Origin of the sequence: Brevundimonas vesicularis (assembly GCF_044807075.1) — a bacterium.
GTDB lineage: Bacteria > Pseudomonadota > Alphaproteobacteria > Caulobacterales > Caulobacteraceae > Brevundimonas > Brevundimonas vesicularis_G.
Genome location: NZ_CP085234.1, coordinates 2,016,413 through 2,036,568, shown reverse-complemented (window position 1 = coordinate 2,036,568; position 20,156 = coordinate 2,016,413). Strand labels below are relative to the sequence as shown.

The following is a 20,156-nucleotide window of genomic DNA, read 5'->3' as shown; positions in this document are numbered from 1 at the left end:
ATAAGCCAACCCCGCAAACCGCACGGAATTGGGGCGCGAAGGTTAACGGGCAGAGCAAGGCGTGAAGAGTGAGTGGTGATTCGTGAGCAGTCGCCCTCTGGCTACCTGGTCACCACTCACTATTCACGACTCACCCGTCACCCTTCCTTCGCCGTCCCCTCGACCAGGGGCACGAAACGCACTTCCGTCAGGCTTTCGCGGTGGAACGACCCGTCGCCCTGCCCGACGTAGCGATGCAGCATCTGCACCGACGTGCGTCCCACAGGCGCGACCAGCACCCCGTTCGGCTTCAGCTGTTTCAGCAGTTCGGTCGGCTCGGTCGGCGACGCGGCCGTGACCATGATCCGGTCGAACGGCGCCTGTTCGGCCCAGCCCAGGCCGCCGTCGCCGTGCTTGGTGATGACGTTCTCGATCTTCAGCACCCGCAGTCGCGCTTCGGCCTCGACCAGAAGGCTGCGATATCGCTCCACCGAATAGACATAGCGCGCCAGCCGGCTCAACACCGCGCACTGGTATCCGCTGCCGGTGCCGATCTCCAGCACCCGGTGCCGCGCCTGCACCTCCAGCGCCTGGGTCATCAGGCCGACGATATAGGGCTGGCTGATCGTCTGGGCGCAGTCGATCGGCAGGGCCTGATCCTCCCACGCCTGATCCAGGAACTTCTCGTGCACGAAGACCGCCCGGTCGATGCTCTCCATCGCCTTCAGCACGCGCGGATCCGTGACCCCCTGCTGCCGCAGCGACAGGATCAGCCGCCCGGCCCGGTCGTCGTGCAGGTTCAAGAGATCCTCCCCCGTTTACGGGGGAGGGGGACCATCCGTAGGATGGTGGAGGGGGCGGACCAAAGGCCGGTGTGCGGGGTCGCCCCCTCCACCGCTTCGCGGTCCCCCTCCCCCGCTGCGCGGTGGAGGATCATGCGGCCCGATCCGTCTTTTTCGGCGGCGCCCCGCCCAGCACCTTTTTCAGGTCATGCACGCTGGTCATGTGCGTCAGGTCGATATGCAGCGGCGTGACCGAGATCCGCCCCTCCTCGATGGCCCGCAGGTCCGTGCCCTCGGCATGCTCCTGCTTTTGACCCCGGAAGCTCATCCAGTAATAGTCCCGCCCGCGCAGGTCCGTGCGCCGCACCGCATGCATCTCGCCGACATTGCGGAAGCCCTGGGTCGTCACCTCGACCTGATCGACGGCTTCGGGCGGCCGGTTGGGGAAGTTCAGGTTCATCACCACCCCGTTCGCCCACTTCTGGTCCAGCAGGCGGCTGATGATCGCAGGCGCAAAGGCTTCCGCCGTCTCCCAGTGCGCCACCACCTCGTCGTGAAACCGCTCCAGGCTCTGGCTCAGGGCGATGGAGCGGATGCCGAACGCCATCCCCTGCAAGGCGCCCGCGACCGTGCCGGAATAGCTGACGTCCTCGCCGATGTTGTGCCCGCGATTGACGCCCGACAGCACCAGATCAGGCTTCTCCGGCATCAGATCGTTGACCGCCAGCACGACGCAGTCGGTCGGCGTGCCCGTCACCGCGAACCGCTTTTCGCCCAGGTTCAGCACCCGCAGCGGCTCGGTCAGGGTGATTCCCCGCCCCTTGCCCGACTGCTCGACGGCGGGCGCGCACACCCACCCGTCGTCGCTCAGCGTGCGCGCGATCCGCTCGAGGCATTCCAGCCCTTCGGCCTCGATCCCGTCGTCGTTGGTCAGGAGAATACGCACTCTAAACTCCGCTCATCCCCGCGAAGGCGGGGACCCAGTTCTGTCGCTCGGCAGTGCGTCGGATCAAGGGCGCGCAACCATCTTCCGATGGGCGCCCAAAGCACTGGGTCCCCGCCTTCGCGGGGATGAGCGGAAAATTCATTGACCACCCACGAACTGCAGACCGCCCATATAGGGCTGCAACACCTTCGGCACGGCGATCCGCCCGTCGTCCTGCTGATAGTTTTCCATGATCGCCACCAGCGTCCGGCCGACCGCCAGGCCCGAACCGTTCAGCGTATGGACGAACTCGGTCTTTTTCTCGCCGGCGCGCTTGAACCGCGCATCCATGCGCCGCGCCTGGAAGTCCCCGCAGTTCGAGCAGCTGCTGATCTCGCGATAGGTTCCCTGGCTGGGCAGCCAGACCTCCAGGTCGAAAGTTTTCTGCGCCGAAAAGCCCATGTCGCCCTTGCACAGCAACATCCGCCGGAACGGCAGCTCCAGCGCCTTCAGCACCGCCTCCGCACAGGCCGTCATCCGCTCGTGTTCGGCGTCTGAGTCCTCCGGCCGCGCGATGGACACCATCTCGACCTTGGAGAACTGGTGCTGGCGGATCAGCCCGCGCGTATCGCGCCCCGCCGACCCCGCCTCGGCCCGGAAGCACGGCGTCAACGCCGTCATCCGCATCGGCGTCGCCACCTCGTCCTCGGACAAGATGGCCTCACGCACGAGATTGGTCAGGGAGACTTCGGCGGTGGGGATGAGGTAGAGTGTCCTCCCAAAGCTCCCGCTCCGATGTTTCGCGAGATACTCAACCTCCAACTTTCGCTGGATTTGGCTGATTTCATCAGAAGTGAGGCTAGCTTGCTTATCCTCTTGGGCCTCCGCCAATCTTGCATGCTGATCCGCAAAGAAAGCTTCGAAAAAGGCATCAAGATCATCCACGGACGTCTTGAACAGATCCTCCTCAAACTTCGGCAACTGCCCCGTGCCGAACATCGCCTCGTCCCGCACCAGCAGCGGCGGGTTCACCTCCATATACCCGTGCTGGTCCGTCTGCATATCCAGCATGAACTGGCCCACGGCCCGTTCCAGCCGCGCCAACTGCCCCTTCAGCACCGCGAACCGGGCGCCCGACATCTTCGCCGCCGCCTCGAAGTCCAGCATCCCCAGGGCCTCGCCCAGCTCGGCGTGATCCTTGGCCGGACCGGTGCGACGCGGCTCGCCCCAGGTCGAGACCTCGACATTGCCCGCCTCGTCCTCGCCGTCCGGCACGTCCTCGGCCGCCAGGTTCTTCTGTGCCGCCAGCAGGTCGGGCAGCTCCTTGCCGACGCGCGCCTCGACCTCGGCGGCCGCCGCGATATCGCCCTTCAGCGCCTCGACCTCGGCCTTCAGCCGGTCGGCCTCGGCCATGTCCTTGCGCCCCATGGCGGCGCCGATCAGCTTGGAGGCCGCATTGCGCTTGGCCAGGGCGTCCTGCCCCGTCGTCTGGGCGTGACGCAGTTTGGCATCCAGCTCTCGGATATCGTCCACCACCTTCTGTGCATCATCCACCCCGCGCGACGACCAGCCCGCCACGTAAACCTGGGGGTTCTCGCGAATGGCTCTGATGTCGTGCATGGTCTGAAACTTCGGCTGGGCGGGAGAAGCCGAACGCTCTACCCGCCCACGCGGAATCGGGCAACGCGAGAAGCTTAATGTCTCCTCCCCATGCAATGGGGAGGGGGACCGCGAAGCGGTGGAGGGGCTCTTTCAGTCCCACAGACGCCCGCGATGCGCGAAGAGCCCCTCTGTCTCTCCGCTGCGCTTCGAGCCACCTCCCCATGACATGGGAAGGTGGCGTCGCTCAGCCATCGCAATGCCGCTGGTCCATCCGCAGCGATTTCAACCACTTGCCGATTTATGTCCCTCGTCTCCCATCCCAGGGGTCAAACGGCCCCATAATGCATCCGTCTCGTCGCATGGAGGGCTCGCCTGGCCTGCGACCTTGCGGCGGCGAGAGCGGAGGGAACGGGGGCGATGGTGAGATCCCATCGCGGCGCCGGGGCTGATCGGTCGGGGAATCGCCCCGGCGTCCGCAGTCGCGTCGCAGGGTCGAGGGGGATACTCGGCCGCACCGGGGATCGGGGATCGCTGCTCCGACCCGCCCGTCGCAGGCTTATGGGGTTAGGCGATAAGACCGCCACCGCTCGGCGCCCCGAGCTTGCAGGCCAACCACCCGCGCGGAGCGTCATACCCTTCGTCGAAACGGTACATACAAACTCACACTCCGGGCGAAGGCCCGGCGCTCCGCCCAGCCCTCCAGACTTCGCTGCGACCGCGCGAGGGCGCCGTCGCACGTCCAAACATCCCATTCACCCGCCCCAGAATCGCGCCTACAAACGGATCATGGCCACGCTTCGCCCCGACACGCTGGCGACCTCGCTCGCGCGAATCTTCGAAGGTCGCATGGTCGACCGGGCCAGCTGGTTCGCCCTGACCGGCGGCGAGCCGCTGTTCACCCAGGGCGATCCGGCCGACACCCTGTATCTGGTCCGCTCGGGCCGTCTGGGCGTGTTTCGGATGGAGGCGGATCAACCGCCGCACATGCTGGGCGTGGTCAAGGCGGGCGAGCCGGTGGGCGAGATGGCCATGCTGGCCGGCACGCCGCACACCGCCACCGTCGTCGCCTTGCGCGACAGCGAAATCCTGGCCCTGCCGCGCGAAGCCTTCTTCGAGGCCGCCCGCACCGAGCCGGACCTGATGGTCGAACTGTCGCGGCTGATGATCCACCGCGCCCGCGAACGCACCGCCGGCGCATCCGAGCCCAGCGTCTTCGGCTTCGTCTCGGCCCGTCCCCGGCCCATCCGCGCCTTCGTCGAACGCATCGCCGCCGCCATCCAGGCCATGGGCTTCAGCTGTCAGGTGATCGACCAGTCGGCGCTCGCTTCCGCCTCCGAATGGTTCAGCCGGGTGGAGGGCGACCACGACTACGTCCTCTATGTCGCCGAACAGGACCAGCCCGCCTGGGCCAGCCTGTGCGCGCGTCAGGTGGACCGGATGTTCATCGTCGGCAGCGGCCTTCTGGCGCCGCCGTCCGCCGTGCCGCGCCGCCAGGGCTTCGGCGACGGCCGCCGCCTGACCGACCTGATCCTGCTGCGCGATCCGCGCATGCATCATCCGGCCAACACCCGCGTCTGGCTGGATGCGCTGCAGCCCGATCGCTGGTTCCACTGCGTCGAGGGCGTGGCCTCGGACGCGGAGCGCATCGCCCGTATCGTCACCGGCACGGCCGTCGGCCTGGTCCTGTCCGGCGGCGGCGCGCGGGCCTATTGCCACATCGGCGCGATCAGGGCCCTGGAAGAGGCCAAGGTGCCCATCGACTTCGCAGGCGGCGCCTCCATGGGCGCGGTCGTCGCCGCCGGCCCGGCCCTGGGCTGGTCCTACGAGCGGCTGGATTTCGAGATTCGGCGCGCCTTCGTCGAGTCCGACCCGCTGTCGGACCTCGCCGTGCCGATCATCGCCATGTCCCGCGCCCGCAAGGTCGCCCGTCTGCTGGAACAGGCCTACGGCGACATCGACCTGGCGGACCTGGCCCTGCCCTTCTTCGCCGTCTCGTCGAACCTGACCTCGGGCCGGATCGAGGCGCACCGCACCGGCCTGATGCGTCGGGCCATGCGCGCCTCCATCGCCATTCCCGGCGTCCTGCCGCCGGTCGTCATGGACGGTCAGGTGCTGGTGGACGGCGCCGTGCTGAAGAACTTCCCCACCAGCGTGATGCGCCAGCTGAACAGCGGCCCCATCATCGGCGTGGACATGTCCCAGACGCGCGGCGTCGATCCCCAGGCGCTGGAGAATCCGCCGTCCTGGTGGAAATGGGTCCTGTCCGGCGCCTGGAAGGCCGGCCCGCCCATCGTCTCGATCCTGATGCGCTCGGCCACCATCACCACCGACGTCGAGATGACGCAGTCGCGCGCCGACGCCGACATTCTGGTCCTGCCCCAGGTCGCCGGCAGCGACATTCGCGACTGGAAGACCTACCACGGCCCCGTCGCCACAGGCTATGAGGCGATGAAGGCCGCGCTGGCCGAACTGACGGTCCCCGTCACCCACCTGAGGCGACGGGTTCCGGTCCATTAGGTCACAGCGGCGCGCAGGCCCGCTTCAGCCAGTCCAGCGCCTCGCCATCCATCAACGGCCCGACCTTGGCCAGCGTTTCGGCGTGATAGGCGTCGACATAGGCCCGCTCGTCCGGCGTCAGCATCTCGACCGCGATCAGCTTGCGGTCGATCGGCGCGAACGTCAGCTGTTCGAACCCGTGCATGGGTCGCTCGCCGCCCTCGGGGACCACCGCCGGCGTCACCACCTGCAGGGTCTCGATGCGGATGCCCCAGTGGCCTTCGCGGTAATAGCCGGGCTCGTTGGACAGGATCATCCCTTCCAGCAGCGGCTGGGACGTGCCCCATTTCGCGATCCGCTGCGGCCCCTCGTGGACCCCCAGATAGCTGCCGACGCCGTGGCCGGTGCCGTGATCGTAATCCAGCCCCGCCGCCCACATCGGCGCCCTGGCGATGGCGTCCAGCGCCATGCCGCTGGTCCCGGCTGGGAAGCGGATCGTCGCCATGGCGATATGCGCCTTCAGCACTAGGGTGAACTTGTGGCGCTGATCCTCGCTCGGCTCGCCCACCGCCATGGTGCGGGTCACATCGGTCGTGCCGTCCAGATACTGGCCGCCGCCGTCCACCAGCAGCAGCGAGCCCTTCTCGACCTTGCGAATGCTGGCGCCCACAGGCTTGTAATGCGGCAAGGCCCCGTTCGGCCCGGCCCCGGCGATGGTGTCGAAACTCAGGTCCTTCAGCGCCCCGGTCTCCTCGCGGAATCGCTCCAGCGCCTCGACCACCTCGCGCTCGTCCGGCAACGTCTCCTGCACCACCGTATCGACCCAGTGCAGGAACCGGCTCAGCGCCGCCCCGTCGCGGATATGCGCCTGGCGGCTGCCCTCGATCTCCACCGCATTCTTGGCCGCCCGGGGAATGGCGCAGGGGTCCATCGCCCGCACCACCGTCGCGCCCGCCGCTTCCAGCCTGTCGAAATACCAGGCCGAGGACAGCGACGGATCGATCATGACCTTTTGGCCCGACAGCCCGTCCAGCGCAGCCGGCAGTTGCTCGGTCGCCTCGATGCGAACATCGTCGCCCAGCCAGCCCGGCAACGCATTCGTGACCTTGGCCGGGTCCAAGAACAGCCGCGCCTTGCCGTCCGCCGCCAGAATGGCCTGGCCGATCGGCAGAGGCGACCGGATCACGTCCCCGCCGCGCACATTGAACAGCCAGGCGATAGACATCGGCGCCGTCAGCACCACCGCGTCTGCGCCGGCGTCCGCCACGGCCTTGCCGATCCGCGCCCGCTTGGACGCATGACTCTCGCCGGAATGGACGTCCTCATGCGGCACGACCGGCGCCGTCGGCTGGGCCGCACGATCGGCGCCCCACGCCAGATCCAGCGGATTGGCGTCCACGGGCTTCAGCGTGGCCCCCGCCTTCTGCGCCGCCGCCTTCAGGCCGACGAGAGCATCCGGGCTGTGCAGACGTGGATCATAACCGATCACCGCCCCCTTCGCCGCCGTCTCGAGATAGGCCGCCACGTCATTGAGGTCGCGCCGCTCGAAAAGCGCCGGATCGGTCTGGGCCTTGACCTGAACGGTGTAGCGACCGTCGGTGAACATGCTGGCGCGATCCTGAAACACCACCGCCGCCCCGGCCGAGCCAGTGAAGCCGGTCGCCCAGGCCAGCCGCTCATTGGCGTCCGGCAAATACTCGTTCTGATGCTCGTCCTCATGCGGGATCAGGAACCCGTCCAGCCCCTGCTTGGCCATTTCGGCGCGCAGGAGCGGCAGGTGTTTGGCCCCGAAGGACGGGTCGGTCGTCTCGTCGAAAGTCTGGCGCATGATCGATCCTCAGCCCTTGCGCAGTTGCAGGGCGCTCCAGGCGTCGTGATGGATGGTCTGCTCGACCGTGAAGCCCAGCGGCAGATAGGCCTCCAGCACCCGCTCCTCTTGCGTGCGCAGCAGACCCGACAGGATCGCAACCCCGCCGCTCTTAAGCGCCGCCCCGATCTCGGGCGCCAGATGCACCAGCGGCGCGGCCAGGATGTTGGCAAACACCAGATCATACGGCTGATGCTGGGCGATGCGCGGATCGCTGAGACCATCGGCGAAATAGAAGTCGCACTTGGCCTCGTTGATCTCGGCGTTCTCATTGGCGATCCGGGCCGAGGGCTCGTCGATGTCGGTGCCGACGGCGATGGGCGTGCCCGTCTTGGCCGCCGCGATCGCCAGCACGCCCGTGCCGCAACCCACGTCCAGCACCTTCTCAAAGCTTTCGGTCTCCAGCAGCTTGTCGAACGCCTCCAGGCAGCCGACCGTCGTGCCATGGTGGCCCGTGCCGAAGGCGGCGCCGGCGTCGATCTTCAGCGTGACGCGGCCCTCGGGCACCTTGCCCTGATCGTGCGCGCCATAGACGAAGAACCGTCCGGCCTCGACCGGCGGCAGGCCCGACAGCGACATGGCCAGCCAGTCAGCGTCCGCCAGCTTCTCAACCAGCACCGTCACCGGATAGCCCGCCAGCACCGCCTTCAGCCCCTCGACCTCGTCATCGGTCGTAGGGAAGGCGTCGATGCGCCAGACGTCGTTATCCTCGTCCTCTTCCAAGATCGAATAGGTCGCGCCTTCCAGTCGCGGATCAGCGTCGACGGCCTCTGCGGCGGCCTCCGCGGCGGCGCGAGGGCCACGGGCGATTATCTGAAGTGCGGACTCGGACATTTTTCAAACACCGGTAATATGGCGAATCGTAGCGATCCGGTGCTGAACGCCCGTCGCCGCCGCGTTTTTATCAAACCGAGGGGTCGGGGAATACATGGCCAAGTCACCGTCTACGTCTAAACCAGCGTCGCCAAAGCCGGCGACCGCCGCTTCCAAGCCTAAAGCCGCGCCGAAGTCGAGCGCCGTGAAGACCGCCGCCGAGAAAACCGCTGCGCCCAAGGCCGCGGCAAAGCCGGCGCCGGCTGCGCCGAAGCCCGCTGCCGCCAAGACTGTCGCGCCCAAGGCTGCGGCGCCCAAAACCGCCGCTCCCAAGGCCGCCGCTAAGCCGGTCCCCGCCAAGGCCGCAGCCAAGCCGAAAACCGCTCCTGCCGCCAAGGCTGCTCCGAAAGCCGCGTCCAAAGCCGCCGCCAAGCCCGCCGCCGCTAAGACGGCAGTGAAGCCTACAGCTCCGAAAGCGGCCGCACCGAAGGCGACGGCGGCAAAGCCCGCAGCGACCAAAGCTCCTGCGCCGAAAGCCGCCGCCGCGCCGAAGGCCGCGCCTGTCGCCAAGCCGGCCGCAGCGGCGCCCAAGCCTGCGGAACCCGTCGCCGCGCCCAAGCCTGCCGCCACCCCTGCCCCCGCCGCTGCGGCGTCCGCGCCGACGCCGGCTCCCGCTCCCAAGCCGGTCGAAGCACCCAAGCCGGCGCCCGCCGCCAAGCCCGAGGAAAAGGGCTTCTTCGCCAAGCTGGGAGACATGATCTTCGGCAAGCGCTGATCACACTTCCTCTCTGATCCAATAGATCGCCGGACGGCTCTCCCGTCCGGCGTTTCTCGTTGTGATCGTCTCAGTGAAAGTCGCGCGATCCCGGCAGGATACGGACATCGCGCGGATGTCGACCGGTCGGGCTGCGCGGCGCTTGCGGGTATTTCACAGCATCCGCCCGCGACAGTTCGACCTGCAGATCATAATCCTCGGAGAGCCGGCTCAGTTCGGCCGAGCGGTCCACGACTTTTCGCACCATGATGTGCAGCACGCCCTCGATGCTTTTTTCGATCGTGCCCTCTACCTCCATCAGCCGCGCGGCCATCACCTCGCGCCGGAAGGTCTCGAACAGTCGCGCCCAGATCAGCGCATTTACGACCCCCGTTTCATCCTCCATCGTCACGAAGATGGCGTTGCCCGTGCCCGGTCTTTGACGAACCAGCACGACCCCTGCCGCACGCACCAGACGACCATGCTTTTGGGCCATGACTTCGGCGGCGCTGAGCACGCGCTCGGCGCGGAACATCGGACGCAGGATCTGCATTGGATGCCCCTTCAGCGACAAACGCGTCGTCTGATAGTCGGTGGCGATATGCTCCCTAAGCGGCATCATCGGCAGGTTCGCCTCCGCCTCTTCTCCCAGTTCTCTCGCTCGCGCGGCCTGAAACAGCGGCAGCGGCTCATCGTCGGGCAATCGCCTGACCGCCCACAGTCCCTCGCGTCGATCCAGTCCCATCGACCGAAACGCGTCCGCATCCGCCAGCTTGCGCATCGCTGCGGATTCTACACCCGTCCGTCGCGCCATCTCCTCCACATCAACGAAGGGCGTATCCCGCGCCGTGACGATCCCGTTCGCCCAGGCCTGTTTGAACCCATCGATCTGTCGCATGCCCAAGCGCAGAGCCAAGCCCCGCTCGCCCGGCTCGAGCGTATTGTCCCAGACGCTGTGATTTACATCGATCGGCCGCACCTCGACCTTCTGCGGACTCTCCTGTGCATCCCTCACCAATTGCGCCGGCGCATAGAATCCCATCGGCTGGCTGTTCAGCAGCGCGCAGGCGAACACCGCTGGATGGTGGCATTTGATCCAGGACGAGATGTAGACCAGCCGGGCGAACGAAATGGCGTGGCTCTCGGGAAAGCCGTAGGAGCCGAACCCCTTGATCTGTTCATAGCATCGCTCGGCGAAGGCCGGATCATAGCCCCGCGCCACCATGCCCTTGACCATGAGTTTGCCGTAGTAATTCAGGTTTCCGTCGCCCCTGAAGGTCCCCATGGCCTTGCGCATGCCGTTGGCCTGTTTGTCGTTAAAGCCGGCCGCGACCATGGCGACCTTCATCGCCTGCTCCTGGAAAAGCGGCACGCCCAACGTCTCCTTCAGCACGTCTTTCAACTCGTCGGGATGGCCATGTCCTGCGCCAGGCGATGGATAGTCGACGGTTTCCAGCCCTTGTCGTCGTCGCAAATAGGGGTGGACCATATTGCCCTGGATCGGCCCCGGCCGAACGATCGCCACCTGAATGGCAAGGTCATAGAACCGCTCCGGCTTCAGCCTTGGCAGCATGTTGATCTGAGCCCGGCTCTCCACCTGAAAGACGCCGATGGACCGCCCCTCCTGCAACATCTTGTAGGTCGGCTCGTCGGCGTCGGGGACCGTGTTCAGCTTCAACTCCTGCCTGTTGTGTTCAAGCAGCAGATCGAACGCCTTGCGGATACAGGTCAGCATTCCCAGCGCCAGGACATCGACCTTCATCAAGCGCAGCGCGTCGATGTCGTCCTTGTCCCATTCGATAAAGGTCCGATCCGGCATGGCCGCATTGCCGATGGGAACCAGTTCATCCAGTCGATCCTGGGTCAGGACAAAGCCGCCGACGTGCTGGGACAGATGCCGAGGAAACTCCAGCAGCCGCCGGGTCATGTCGATAGCGCGCGTTAAGGTCGGATTGCCGATTTCAAGCCCGGCCTGCTCCACATGACGGTCCGGGATATCCGATCCGAAACTGCCCCACTGGCTTCCCGCCAGACGCGCCGTGACGTCTTCGGTCAGCCCCATCACCTTTCCGACTTCGCGAATGGCGCTGCGCGGGCGATAGCGGATTACGGTTGCGGCGATACCGGCGCGGTGGCGACCATATCGCGAATAGATGTGCTGGATGACCTCCTCACGCCGTTCATGTTCGAAATCGACGTCGATGTCGGGCGGCTCATTGCGATCTGACGACAGGAAGCGTTCGAACAACACATTGTGCACGCTGGGATCGACCGAGGTGATCCCAAGAACGTAACAGACGGCCGAGTTCGCCGCCGAACCCCGTCCCTGACACAGGATGCGCCGGTCATCCGCAAATCTGACGATGTCGTGGATTGTCAGGAAATAATGGGCCAGCTGTTCCTTCGCGATGAAGGCCAGCTCCTTTTTCAGGAGGTCTCGTACCTTGACCGGCGCGCCATCGGGATATTTCAGGATTTCATAGGTCGCCACCAACGAAGCCAGACGATCCTGCGCCGTCATGCCGGGCGGTACAGGCTCTTGCGGATAGTTGTAGGTGAGTTGGTCAAGATCGAAGCCCACCCGCGCCAGGAAGTCCTGTGTCTCGGCTATCGCCTCGGGCGCGTCGGCGAACAGGCGGCTCATTTCCGCGGGCGGTTTCAGGTGGCGTTCTGCGTTCTGATCCAGACGGCGACCTGCCGCTTCCAGCGTCACGCCCTCGCGGATACAGCTCACGACATCCTGCAGGTCTCGCTGTTTCACGTCGTGATAGAGAACATCATTGACCGCCAGCAGCGGCGTGCCGGTCTGTGCGCCAAGCGCCTTCAGCCTCGCCAGCCTTCTGCGGTCGTCGCCCCTTCGGTGCATCGTGGCGCCCAGCCAGACCGCACCTGGAGCGGCCTCGTTCACCTGACGGAGCAAGGATTCCAATCCCTGCGTCCGACGCGGCGGCATGACGATCAGCAGTAAGCCTTCAGGCGCTCGCAACAGATCGCCTACACCCAACTGGCACTGCCCCTTCCTTGCCCGGCGGTTGCCAAGAGTCAGCAGGCGACACAGACGGCCCCAACCCTGCCGATCTTCGGGATAGGCCAAAATGTCCGGCGTCCCGTCGTTGAAGCGCAGTCGCGCGCCCAGGATGAGCTTGAAGGCCTCAGCCCGCGCCTTGATTGTCTCTGGGTCGAGATCGACCGGGAACTTGTCCTCCACGAGGATCGTCTCGCCGGGACCGCCGCCCTGTCGCACCTTGTCCGGCGGCGACCAGCCGTCTTGGCGCAGGATCTTCAACGCACTCCATGCCCGCACCACCCCGGCTAAGGTATTGCGGTCGGCCAGCCCCATGCCTGTATGTCCACGCAGGATCGCGCTCAGCACCAGATGCTTCGGATGCGACGCCCCTTCCAGGAAGGAGAAGTTGCTGCGCGTCGCCAACTCGGCATAGGCGATCATGCGAAAACGCCATGCAGGAACCAGCGTGGCGCCGGCTCCTCACCGTAGAAGCCCGAACGGAACAGCCAGAAGCGCCGCCCTTCCTGGTCCTCGACCCTGTAATAGTCGCGTGTGGCCTCCAGCGGCCCTCGCAACCTGAGCCACCATTCGGCCGCGATCCGTTCGGGCCCCTCGACCCGAACGAGGCGGTGGTCCACGCGACGCCAGATGAAGCGGTTGGGCGGATGGTCGGGCACCTCCGCCGTGGCGAGGATCGGTTGGGGCGGGTCGAACATCTGCAAGGGGCGCAGCGGCGGGTCCACAGGATCAGGTTCTGGCCAGTTGACCTGTTCGCCGGATGGCAGGGCCGCAGGAGTCAGTCGAACCGCGCGCTCAGGCCAGTGAGACTCCACAAGTTCGAACCGTCTGACAGACTCTGGCCCCAGGCGCGCCGTCAAGCGATCCACGAGACGTCCCAGATCCTCGGCGCCCGGCGGGGTGCGCTCGAAACCGCCCTGACGCGACGCCAGTCGATCGGTGACAGGCGCCGACAGGCGCAGCTGATCAAACCCGAACCCTGGATCCAGCGGCTTCGCCAGCGCCGCCAATCGTTCCCGAAACAGGCGCAGAACACCGAAAGCGTCTCGACTCGGCCGCCCCGTTCGGACGGTGATATGGCGCACCTCCCCATCCACACGAAAGAAGCTGGCCCGAAAGGCGCGCCCGCCCTGACCGCGCAAATCCAATTGATCCATCACCTCAAGGAGCAGATCGCCGATGACGGCTTCGACATCGATCGTTTCCGTGATCGGCTCGACCAGGATCCGGCTCACAGCGATCATCATGACCGGCCGTTCGGGTCTTATCCGCGTATCCTCACGCCCCAGGACACGGTTCAGCCGGGTCGCCGCCACTGCGCCAAAGCGGGCGGCGATGGGGGCCGTGGGGCGATCGTCCAGATGCGCCAGGGTCTTCAGCCCGGCGCGCGACAGGGCCTGCGTCTCCTTGTCCGAAAGCTCCAAGGCCGCGACGGGAAGACGACGCAGGGCCTGACGCTGGTTCGCACCCTCGTAAATCCCGCCCTTTCCAAACCGTGCCAAGGCCCGCGCCGCTTCCGGCGTGCCGGCCATGGCCAGCCGCACCGCCAGACCGACGCGACGCGCCCGCGCCTCGACGGCCTGCATCATTCCCATCTCGCCTCCAAACAAGTGGGCGCAACCGGTCACATCAAGCGCCAGGCCATCCAGACCGTCCGTCGCCGCCATCGGCGTGAACCGGCCGAAATCCAGCAGAACGCGCTTCAACAGCGTCGCATCCGCTTCCGGACGATGCACGACCACGCGAAGATCCGGCGCTCTGGCCCGCGCGTCCGCCAGCGTCATTCCAGCAGACAGTCCCATCTCCAACGCCTGCCGATTTGCGGCTGCCAGCCGCAGCGCGCCCTTCACCTTCTCGACCAGCACGGTCGCCGGCTCAGCCGAAGCGTCGGATCGTCCCTCCTCGCGCCGCAGCCGATCTGTCGACAACAGAGGAAACCAGACCGACAGGTAGCGCCGGTCGTTGCGCGTGTTGATGTCCGGCATTGCGCCCACCCTGTTCGAAAACTCCGCGCTCACGATCCCATTCCATGGTCCAGGCCTTCGGCGGCGCGCCCGACCGATGCCGCAACAACTCGACCCCATAGTTTGGACGGCCGGGAGCATCCGCCTCCAAGGCTTGGGACAAGGCTGCGCGAACGCGCCAGCGAGTCTCGGCTGCGCTGGGCTGGGGTTGAGCCGCCAGTCGGGTCAGGATCGCCGTCGCCCGTCCCTGCCCCGCCGCCATGGACAGACGTCGTGTCGCCGTCAGACTTAAGACCCGGCTTTCACCCCAGGTCGTAAGCAGCACCGCACCCGCTGCGCCGCATGACAGAGCCTCCTCACCCGCCGCCAGCAGGTCCTTGGCTTCCTTGACGCTCACCAGGATTACTCGGCCGGGATCCAGACCCAGCTCGCGCAATCCGGGTCCGTAGATCTGACCGGTCTCCAGCCCGGCCATGGCCTGGATGCCCCACAGCAATGGTCGATCCTTCAAGGCCCGCTGAATCAGACCTATGGCAAACCCCAAGGCGGCCGTCGCATCCGCCGTCTTCTCCGCATAGATTTCGTGCAGACCATAGCTCGAAAGCCCGCCGATGTGCCGGTCCGCTTCTGCGTGACCCAAGTCAAAGCGGTCGGCGTCGGTCGGATGACCGTCCGTTTCAATCGCCTTCAGGCGCTGACGCAAAGCCTCGATACCGCGGTCGGACCGCACAATAGTTCTCCTTTTGTTCTCTTATATGCCGCTCACACCGCCGTCGGAGTCAAGCGCAAGCAACCTTGGCCATGGGAATTTATTCCGCCCCCCTGGCGGCGGAATACCGAGAATACTTGACTTTGACGCAGGGACTTCTATATCGCCCCCAGCCTCGGGACAGGTCTGCGATCCGCGCCGCCCGCTCGCCCAAAGAGGGGCGGTTCCGTCGCTGCTATGCACGCAGACGCTTTCTCTCCCAAGGATTCATGACCGAATTTTCCCAACTGGGCCTTTCGCCCACGACCCTTCAGGCCGTCGCCGACACCGGCTACACGACCGCCACGCCCATTCAGGAACAGGCGATCCCCGTCGCCCTCGCCGGCCGTGATGTGCTTGGCATCGCCCAGACCGGCACCGGCAAGACCGCCGCCTTCACCCTGCCCCTGGTCGATCGCCTGTCCACCGGCCGCGCCCGGGCCCGCATGCCGCGCGCTATCGTCCTGGCGCCGACCCGCGAACTGGCTGACCAGGTCGCCGAAAGCTTCGCCAAATACGCCAAGGGCACTAAGCTGAGCTGGGTCCTGTTGATCGGCGGCGTTTCCATGGGCGACCAAGTCGCGGCGCTGAACAAGGGCGTCGACGTCCTGATCGCCACGCCCGGCCGCCTGCTGGATCTGTTCGAACGCGGCAAGATGCTGCTGACCGGCGTCGAGATCATGGTCGTCGACGAGGCCGACCGCATGCTGGACATGGGCTTCATCCCCGACATCGAGCGCATCTTCAAACTGACGCCGCCGCGCCGTCAGACCCTGTTCTTCTCGGCGACCATGCCGCCGGAGATCACGCGCCTGACGACCGCCTTCCTCAAGGATCCGACCCGGATCGAGGCCTCGCGTCCGGCGATGACCGCCGACACCATCACCCAATACATCGTCCGCATCCCGACCTCGGACCCCAAGGCCAAGCGGACCGCTCTGCGCGCCCTGGTCGGCCGTGAGGACGTGCGCAACGGCATCGTCTTCTGCAATCGCAAGTCCGAAGTCGATATCGTCGCCAAGTCGCTGAAGACCCACGGCTTCGACGCCGCGCCGATCCACGGCGACCTGGATCAGTCGCACCGGATGAAGACCCTGGCGGACTTCCGCTCGGGCGCGCTTAAAATCCTGGTGGCGTCCGATGTCGCCGCGCGCGGCCTGGATATCCCGGACGTTAGCCACGTCTTCAATTACGATGTCTCGCACCACGCCGACGACTACGTCCACCGCATCGGCCGCACCGGCCGCGCCGGCAAGCTGGGTCAGGCCTTCATGATCGTGACGCCGGCCGACGACAAGTCGCTGGATAAGGTGCTCAAGCTGATCAAGAAGGATCCGGAAGAGCTGGTTCTGGACGGCATCGACTTCGCCACGATCAAGGACGGCCCTCGCCGGGATGACAAGCGCTCGGGCGAGCGCGGTCGCAGCCGGTCGCGCACAACCAGTGCGGCCACCCCGTCCGCAGAGCCTGTCGACATCGCTCCCGTCACCGCTGCGCCTTCGTCTCAAGAGGCCGAACCGCCGCGCAGCCGCAGTCGTCGGAAGGCCCGCCCTGAAGCGCCGGTCGAAGTCGTAGCTCCCGCAGCCGCAGCCAGAGCCTCTATCGAGCCCGAGGCGACCGTCGAACCCGACGAGACGGCTCGCGCTCCGCGCCCCGAGCGCGCCGATCGTGAACCGCACCTGTTGCAATCGGACCGTCGCGGCGATCGCAAGGCCGACAAGATCGACGCTCAACGTCAGGGTGTGCGTGGGTTCGGCGACGATATCCCCGCCTTCCTGCGTCGACCGGTCGTCATCCGCGCCTGAAATCGTACATAACGGCGCAGCGAAGGCTGCGCTGTTTACTCTGCATTACGGAACATCCCCTAGTGTGCGCCCCGACACGGCTCCAGAAGAGAGCCTCAGGGGAACAAGAATGTCGAAAAAGGTCGAGACGGCGCTGAGAGCTCCTCAAGCCTATGCTTTGGCGCGCGACGTGATCGGCGAAATGGAAAAAGCCGGCGTCTGGCCGACCCCTCTGAACTTCGAACTTTGGCTGCACTACATCAGCGAACCGGACGGCCCACTGGCCCAGGAAATCCGCCGTCTTCTGGCGCAGTCCGCCGTCATCACGGACAAGACGTCTGAAATGCTCGCCGCCGAATTCCTGCCGCGCGGGCGCTTGCCGGATCAAATTCGCGACGTCGGTGCCGTGCTGGACCGCGAGCTGGCCAGCGTCGCGACCGCCATCGCCATGGCGCACAAGACCCAGCACGACTACGGCGAAACCCTCGCCGACGCCTCACAGTGCATGGAAACCGTCGATGATCCGTCCTCGCTGAAGGATCTGGTGGGCGGCCTTTCGACCGCGACGAACCGCGTGCGCCGTGAAACGGCGATTCTCGAAAAGCGTCTGGAAAAGTCCAACAAGGAAGTCATCCGTCTGCGCGAAAACTTGGAACAGGTGCGCCGCGACGCCATGACCGACGCCCTGACCAATCTGGCGAACCGCAAGGCTTTCGATGAGCGGCTTCAGGCCGCCTGCGCCGAAGACGACGGCACGCCCCTCAGCCTGGCCATCCTCGATATCGACCATTTCAAACGGTTCAACGACACCTGGGGCCACCAGACCGGCGACCAGGTGCTGCGCTATGTCTCCACCGTCCTGTCCAACATCTGCGGCAAGACCCGTTTCGCCGCTCGGTTCGGCGGCGAGGAATTCGCCATCATCTTCCGCGGCGAAGGCGCCGGCGTCGTCATGGCAGCGTTGGAGAGTATCCGCAACGACGTGGCGTCACGCGCACTGCGCCGCCGCTCGACCAATGATGACCTCGGCTCGGTGACGGTTTCGGCCGGCTTCGCCCAGCGCCAAAAGGGCGAAACCGCCGCCAGTCTGCTCGAACGGGCCGACGCCGCCCTGTACGATTCCAAGCGCGCGGGTCGAAATTGCATCACGCAAGCCGCCATCCTCGAAAAGGCGGCTTAGAGCCTGACTTGGCCAAGCTTTCTGCCATAGTCGCCCGATGCGCAGCTTCGCCTTCAATGTCGTCTACTGGATCCTGTCAATCGGCTACGGGCTGACCGCCGCTTTTGCGGCGCTTGCGCCCGGTCGTGGCCCAGCCAGTTGGGTCATCCGCCGCTATGTGAAGCGCATGGTCCAGGCCATGGCGATCTTCGCCGGCATCAAACTAGACGTTCGCGGCAAGGACCGACTGCCCGAGGGCGCCTTTATCATCGCCTCAAAACATCAAAGCTGGGGCGACGGCTTTGCGACCTATGACCAGTTCGACGACATCGCCTTCGTCACCGGCGATCACCTGGAAAAGTTTCCTCTTCTGGGCGGCGTGCTGAAGAAACTGGGCGCCATCGTCGTCAACTCCTGCGGCGGCCACGAGGCCCGCAAGGCCCTGGCCATGCGCGCCGCCGAGGCCCGCGCGGAAAACCGCAAGATCCTGATCTATCCCGAGGGGCACCTCGCGCCTGTCGGCAAGAAGTTCAAATACCGCTCCGGCGTCTGGCACATGTACCGCGATTTCGACGTGCCGGTCGTGCCGCTCGCCACCAACCTCGGCCTCTTCTGGCCCGAGGAGAAATACGAAAAACACCCCGGCACGGCGACGCTGGAGTTCCTCGCCCCCATCCCCGTCGGCCTGCCCAAGGACGAGTTCCTGGCCCGTTTGGAAGGCGCGATCGAGGCGCGCACCGCTGAACTCATCGCCCAGGCTACGGGCCAACCCGTCACCCCGGCCGTGCTGATCGACGCACCTGTCAAATAGCCGCTTCGACTGCCCTGCAGCGTTCACACGAAAAAGGCCGGAGCGATCTCGCTCCGGCCTCCATCATTCCAGGTGGACCGCGCTATTAGGCGGCGCCGTCCGCCTTTTTCTTGGAGGCTTCCGAGTAGATCAGCAGGGGCTGGGCCTTGCCGTCGATGACCTCGGCGTTGACCACCACTTCCTCGACGCCTTCGAAGGTCGGCAGCTCGAACATGGTTTCCAGCAGGATGCCCTCCAGGATCGAACGCAGGCCACGCGCGCCGGTTTTGCGCGTGATGGCCTTCTTGGCCACCGCGGTCAGGGCGTCGTCGGTGAAGGTCAGTTCGACATTCTCCATCTCGAACAGACGCTTGTATTGCTTGACCAGAGCGTTCTTCGGCTCGGTCAGGATGGTGACCAAGGCGGCCTCGTCCAGGTCCTCCAACGTCGCCAGGACCGGCAGACGGCCGATGAACTCGGGGATCAGGCCGAAACGCATCAGGTCGTCCGGCTCGACGCCCTTCAGGATGTCGCCCGTGCGGCGCTCGTCGATTTCCTTGACCTTGGCGCCGAAGCCGATCGAGGCGCCAGCTCCACGCGCCGAGATCACCTTCTCCAGGCCGGCGAAGGCGCCGCCGACGATGAACAGGATGTTGGCGGTGTCGACCTGCAGGAACTCCTGCTGCGGATGCTTGCGGCCGCCCTGAGGCGGCACGGAGGCGACGGTGCCTTCCATGATCTTCAGCAGGGCCTGCTGCACGCCTTCGCCCGACACGTCGCGAGTGATCGACGGATTGTCCGACTTGCGGCTGATCTTATCGATTTCGTCGATGTAGACGATGCCGCGCTGGGCGCGCTCGACGTTATAATCCGACGCCTGCAGCAGCTTCAGGATGATGTTCTCGACATCCTCGCCCACATAACCGGCTTCAGTCAGGGTCGTGGCGTCAGCCATGGTGAAGGGCACATCGATGATACGCGCCAGCGTTTGCGCCAGCAGCGTCTTGCCCGAGCCGGTCGGCCCGATCAGCATGATGTTGGACTTGGCCAGTTCGACGTCGTTGTTCTTCGTCGCGTGGTTCAGACGCTTGTAGTGGTTGTGGACGGCGACCGAGAGCACCTTTTTGGCGTGCGCCTGCCCGATGACATAGTCGTTCAGGACATCGCGGATTTCCTTGGGCGTGGGTACGCCGTCGGTCGTCTTCTTGAAGCCGATCTTGTGCTCTTCGCGGATGATGTCCATGCACAGTTCGACGCACTCGTCGCAGATGAACACGGTAGGGCCCGCGATCAGTTTGCGGACCTCGTGCTGGCTCTTTCCGCAGAACGAGCAGTACAGGGTGCTTTTGGCGTCGGTGCCGGCTGCTTTGGTCATAGACCCTTATCTCACTCCCGCGGCGCGGACCGAAATGGCCCGCAACGCGCTTCCCTCACGTTGATTCCAGCACTCTGGACGCAAAGGTCTTCA

14 protein-coding genes are annotated in these 20,156 nt (G+C 65.7%); 5 read left to right on the top strand and 9 right to left on the bottom strand.

What is annotated here, in order from left to right:
* Nucleotides 1–137: 137 nt before the first annotated feature.
* The 3 genes from LG306_RS10120 to serS all read right to left on the bottom strand — a co-directional run bounded on the left by LG306_RS10120 (nucleotide 138) and on the right by serS (nucleotide 3,306).
* Complete coding sequence (locus LG306_RS10120; protein ID WP_045810751.1) at nucleotides 138–782, bottom strand: protein-L-isoaspartate(D-aspartate) O-methyltransferase; 645 nt, start codon at nucleotides 780–782, stop codon at nucleotides 138–140.
* A gap of 130 nt (nucleotides 783–912) precedes the next feature.
* Nucleotides 913–1,707 (bottom strand): 5'/3'-nucleotidase SurE, encoded by a 795-nt coding sequence (gene surE / locus LG306_RS10115; RefSeq protein WP_404414144.1) that lies wholly within the window; start codon nucleotides 1,705–1,707, stop codon nucleotides 913–915.
* Nucleotides 1,708–1,845: 138 nt separating this feature from the next.
* Complete coding sequence (gene serS, locus LG306_RS10110) at nucleotides 1,846–3,306, bottom strand: serine--tRNA ligase (protein ID WP_404414142.1); 1,461 nt, start codon at nucleotides 3,304–3,306, stop codon at nucleotides 1,846–1,848.
* A 768-nt stretch (nucleotides 3,307–4,074) separates the two neighbouring features.
* On the opposite strand from serS, the gene LG306_RS10105 reads away from it, so the two are divergent.
* A complete protein-coding gene (locus tag LG306_RS10105; protein ID WP_404414140.1) occupies nucleotides 4,075–5,805 on the top strand; it encodes a patatin-like phospholipase family protein in 1,731 nt (576 codons plus the stop codon).
* Nucleotide 5,806: 1 nt separating this feature from the next.
* Here the strand turns inward: LG306_RS10105 and LG306_RS10100 are convergent, their stop codons facing one another.
* Complete coding sequence (locus tag LG306_RS10100) at nucleotides 5,807–7,612, bottom strand: aminopeptidase P family protein (RefSeq protein ID WP_404414138.1); 1,806 nt, start codon at nucleotides 7,610–7,612, stop codon at nucleotides 5,807–5,809.
* Between the two features lie 9 nt (nucleotides 7,613–7,621).
* A complete protein-coding gene (locus LG306_RS10095; protein WP_039243620.1) occupies nucleotides 7,622–8,485 on the bottom strand; it encodes a 50S ribosomal protein L11 methyltransferase in 864 nt (287 codons plus the stop codon).
* Nucleotides 8,486–8,669: 184 nt separating this feature from the next.
* On the opposite strand from LG306_RS10095, the gene LG306_RS10090 reads away from it, so the two are divergent.
* Nucleotides 8,670–9,239 carry a hypothetical protein gene (locus LG306_RS10090; protein WP_404414136.1) on the top strand — a complete coding sequence of 190 codons (570 nt, stop codon included), beginning with the start codon at nucleotides 8,670–8,672 and terminating at the stop codon, nucleotides 9,237–9,239.
* A gap of 70 nt (nucleotides 9,240–9,309) precedes the next feature.
* On the opposite strand, the gene LG306_RS10085 is transcribed toward LG306_RS10090, so the two are convergent.
* From LG306_RS10085 to LG306_RS10075, 3 genes are read right to left on the bottom strand one after another with little or no spacing between them, the layout of a single operon-like run.
* Complete coding sequence (locus LG306_RS10085) at nucleotides 9,310–12,666, bottom strand: error-prone DNA polymerase (RefSeq protein ID WP_404414134.1); 3,357 nt, start codon at nucleotides 12,664–12,666, stop codon at nucleotides 9,310–9,312.
* Complete coding sequence (locus LG306_RS10080; protein WP_404414132.1) at nucleotides 12,663–14,228, bottom strand: Y-family DNA polymerase; 1,566 nt, start codon at nucleotides 14,226–14,228, stop codon at nucleotides 12,663–12,665. Before LG306_RS10080 ends, LG306_RS10085 begins: the two co-directional genes overlap by 4 nt.
* Entirely contained in the window at nucleotides 14,119–14,937 is an 819-nt protein-coding gene (locus tag LG306_RS10075) for an ImuA family protein (protein ID WP_404414130.1), read from the bottom strand. The genes LG306_RS10080 and LG306_RS10075 overlap by 110 nt, the downstream gene beginning before the upstream one ends.
* 248 nt (nucleotides 14,938–15,185) lie before the next feature.
* Here LG306_RS10075 and LG306_RS10070 point away from each other — a divergent pair, with 248 nt between their 5' ends.
* The 3 genes from LG306_RS10070 (at nucleotide 15,186) to LG306_RS10060 (ending at nucleotide 18,709) form a co-directional block, all read left to right on the top strand.
* Complete coding sequence (locus LG306_RS10070) at nucleotides 15,186–16,760, top strand: DEAD/DEAH box helicase (RefSeq protein ID WP_404414128.1); 1,575 nt, start codon at nucleotides 15,186–15,188, stop codon at nucleotides 16,758–16,760.
* A gap of 109 nt (nucleotides 16,761–16,869) precedes the next feature.
* Entirely contained in the window at nucleotides 16,870–17,919 is a 1,050-nt protein-coding gene (locus LG306_RS10065) for a GGDEF domain-containing protein (protein WP_404414126.1), read from the top strand.
* Nucleotides 17,920–17,956: 37 nt separating this feature from the next.
* On the top strand, nucleotides 17,957–18,709 hold the full coding sequence (locus tag LG306_RS10060; protein ID WP_404414124.1) for a lysophospholipid acyltransferase family protein: 753 nt from the start codon (nucleotides 17,957–17,959) through the stop codon (nucleotides 18,707–18,709).
* A gap of 85 nt (nucleotides 18,710–18,794) precedes the next feature.
* On the opposite strand, the gene clpX is transcribed toward LG306_RS10060, so the two are convergent.
* Complete coding sequence (clpX, locus tag LG306_RS10055) at nucleotides 18,795–20,063, bottom strand: ATP-dependent Clp protease ATP-binding subunit ClpX (protein WP_404414122.1); 1,269 nt, start codon at nucleotides 20,061–20,063, stop codon at nucleotides 18,795–18,797.
* Nucleotides 20,064–20,156 lie beyond the last annotated feature (93 nt).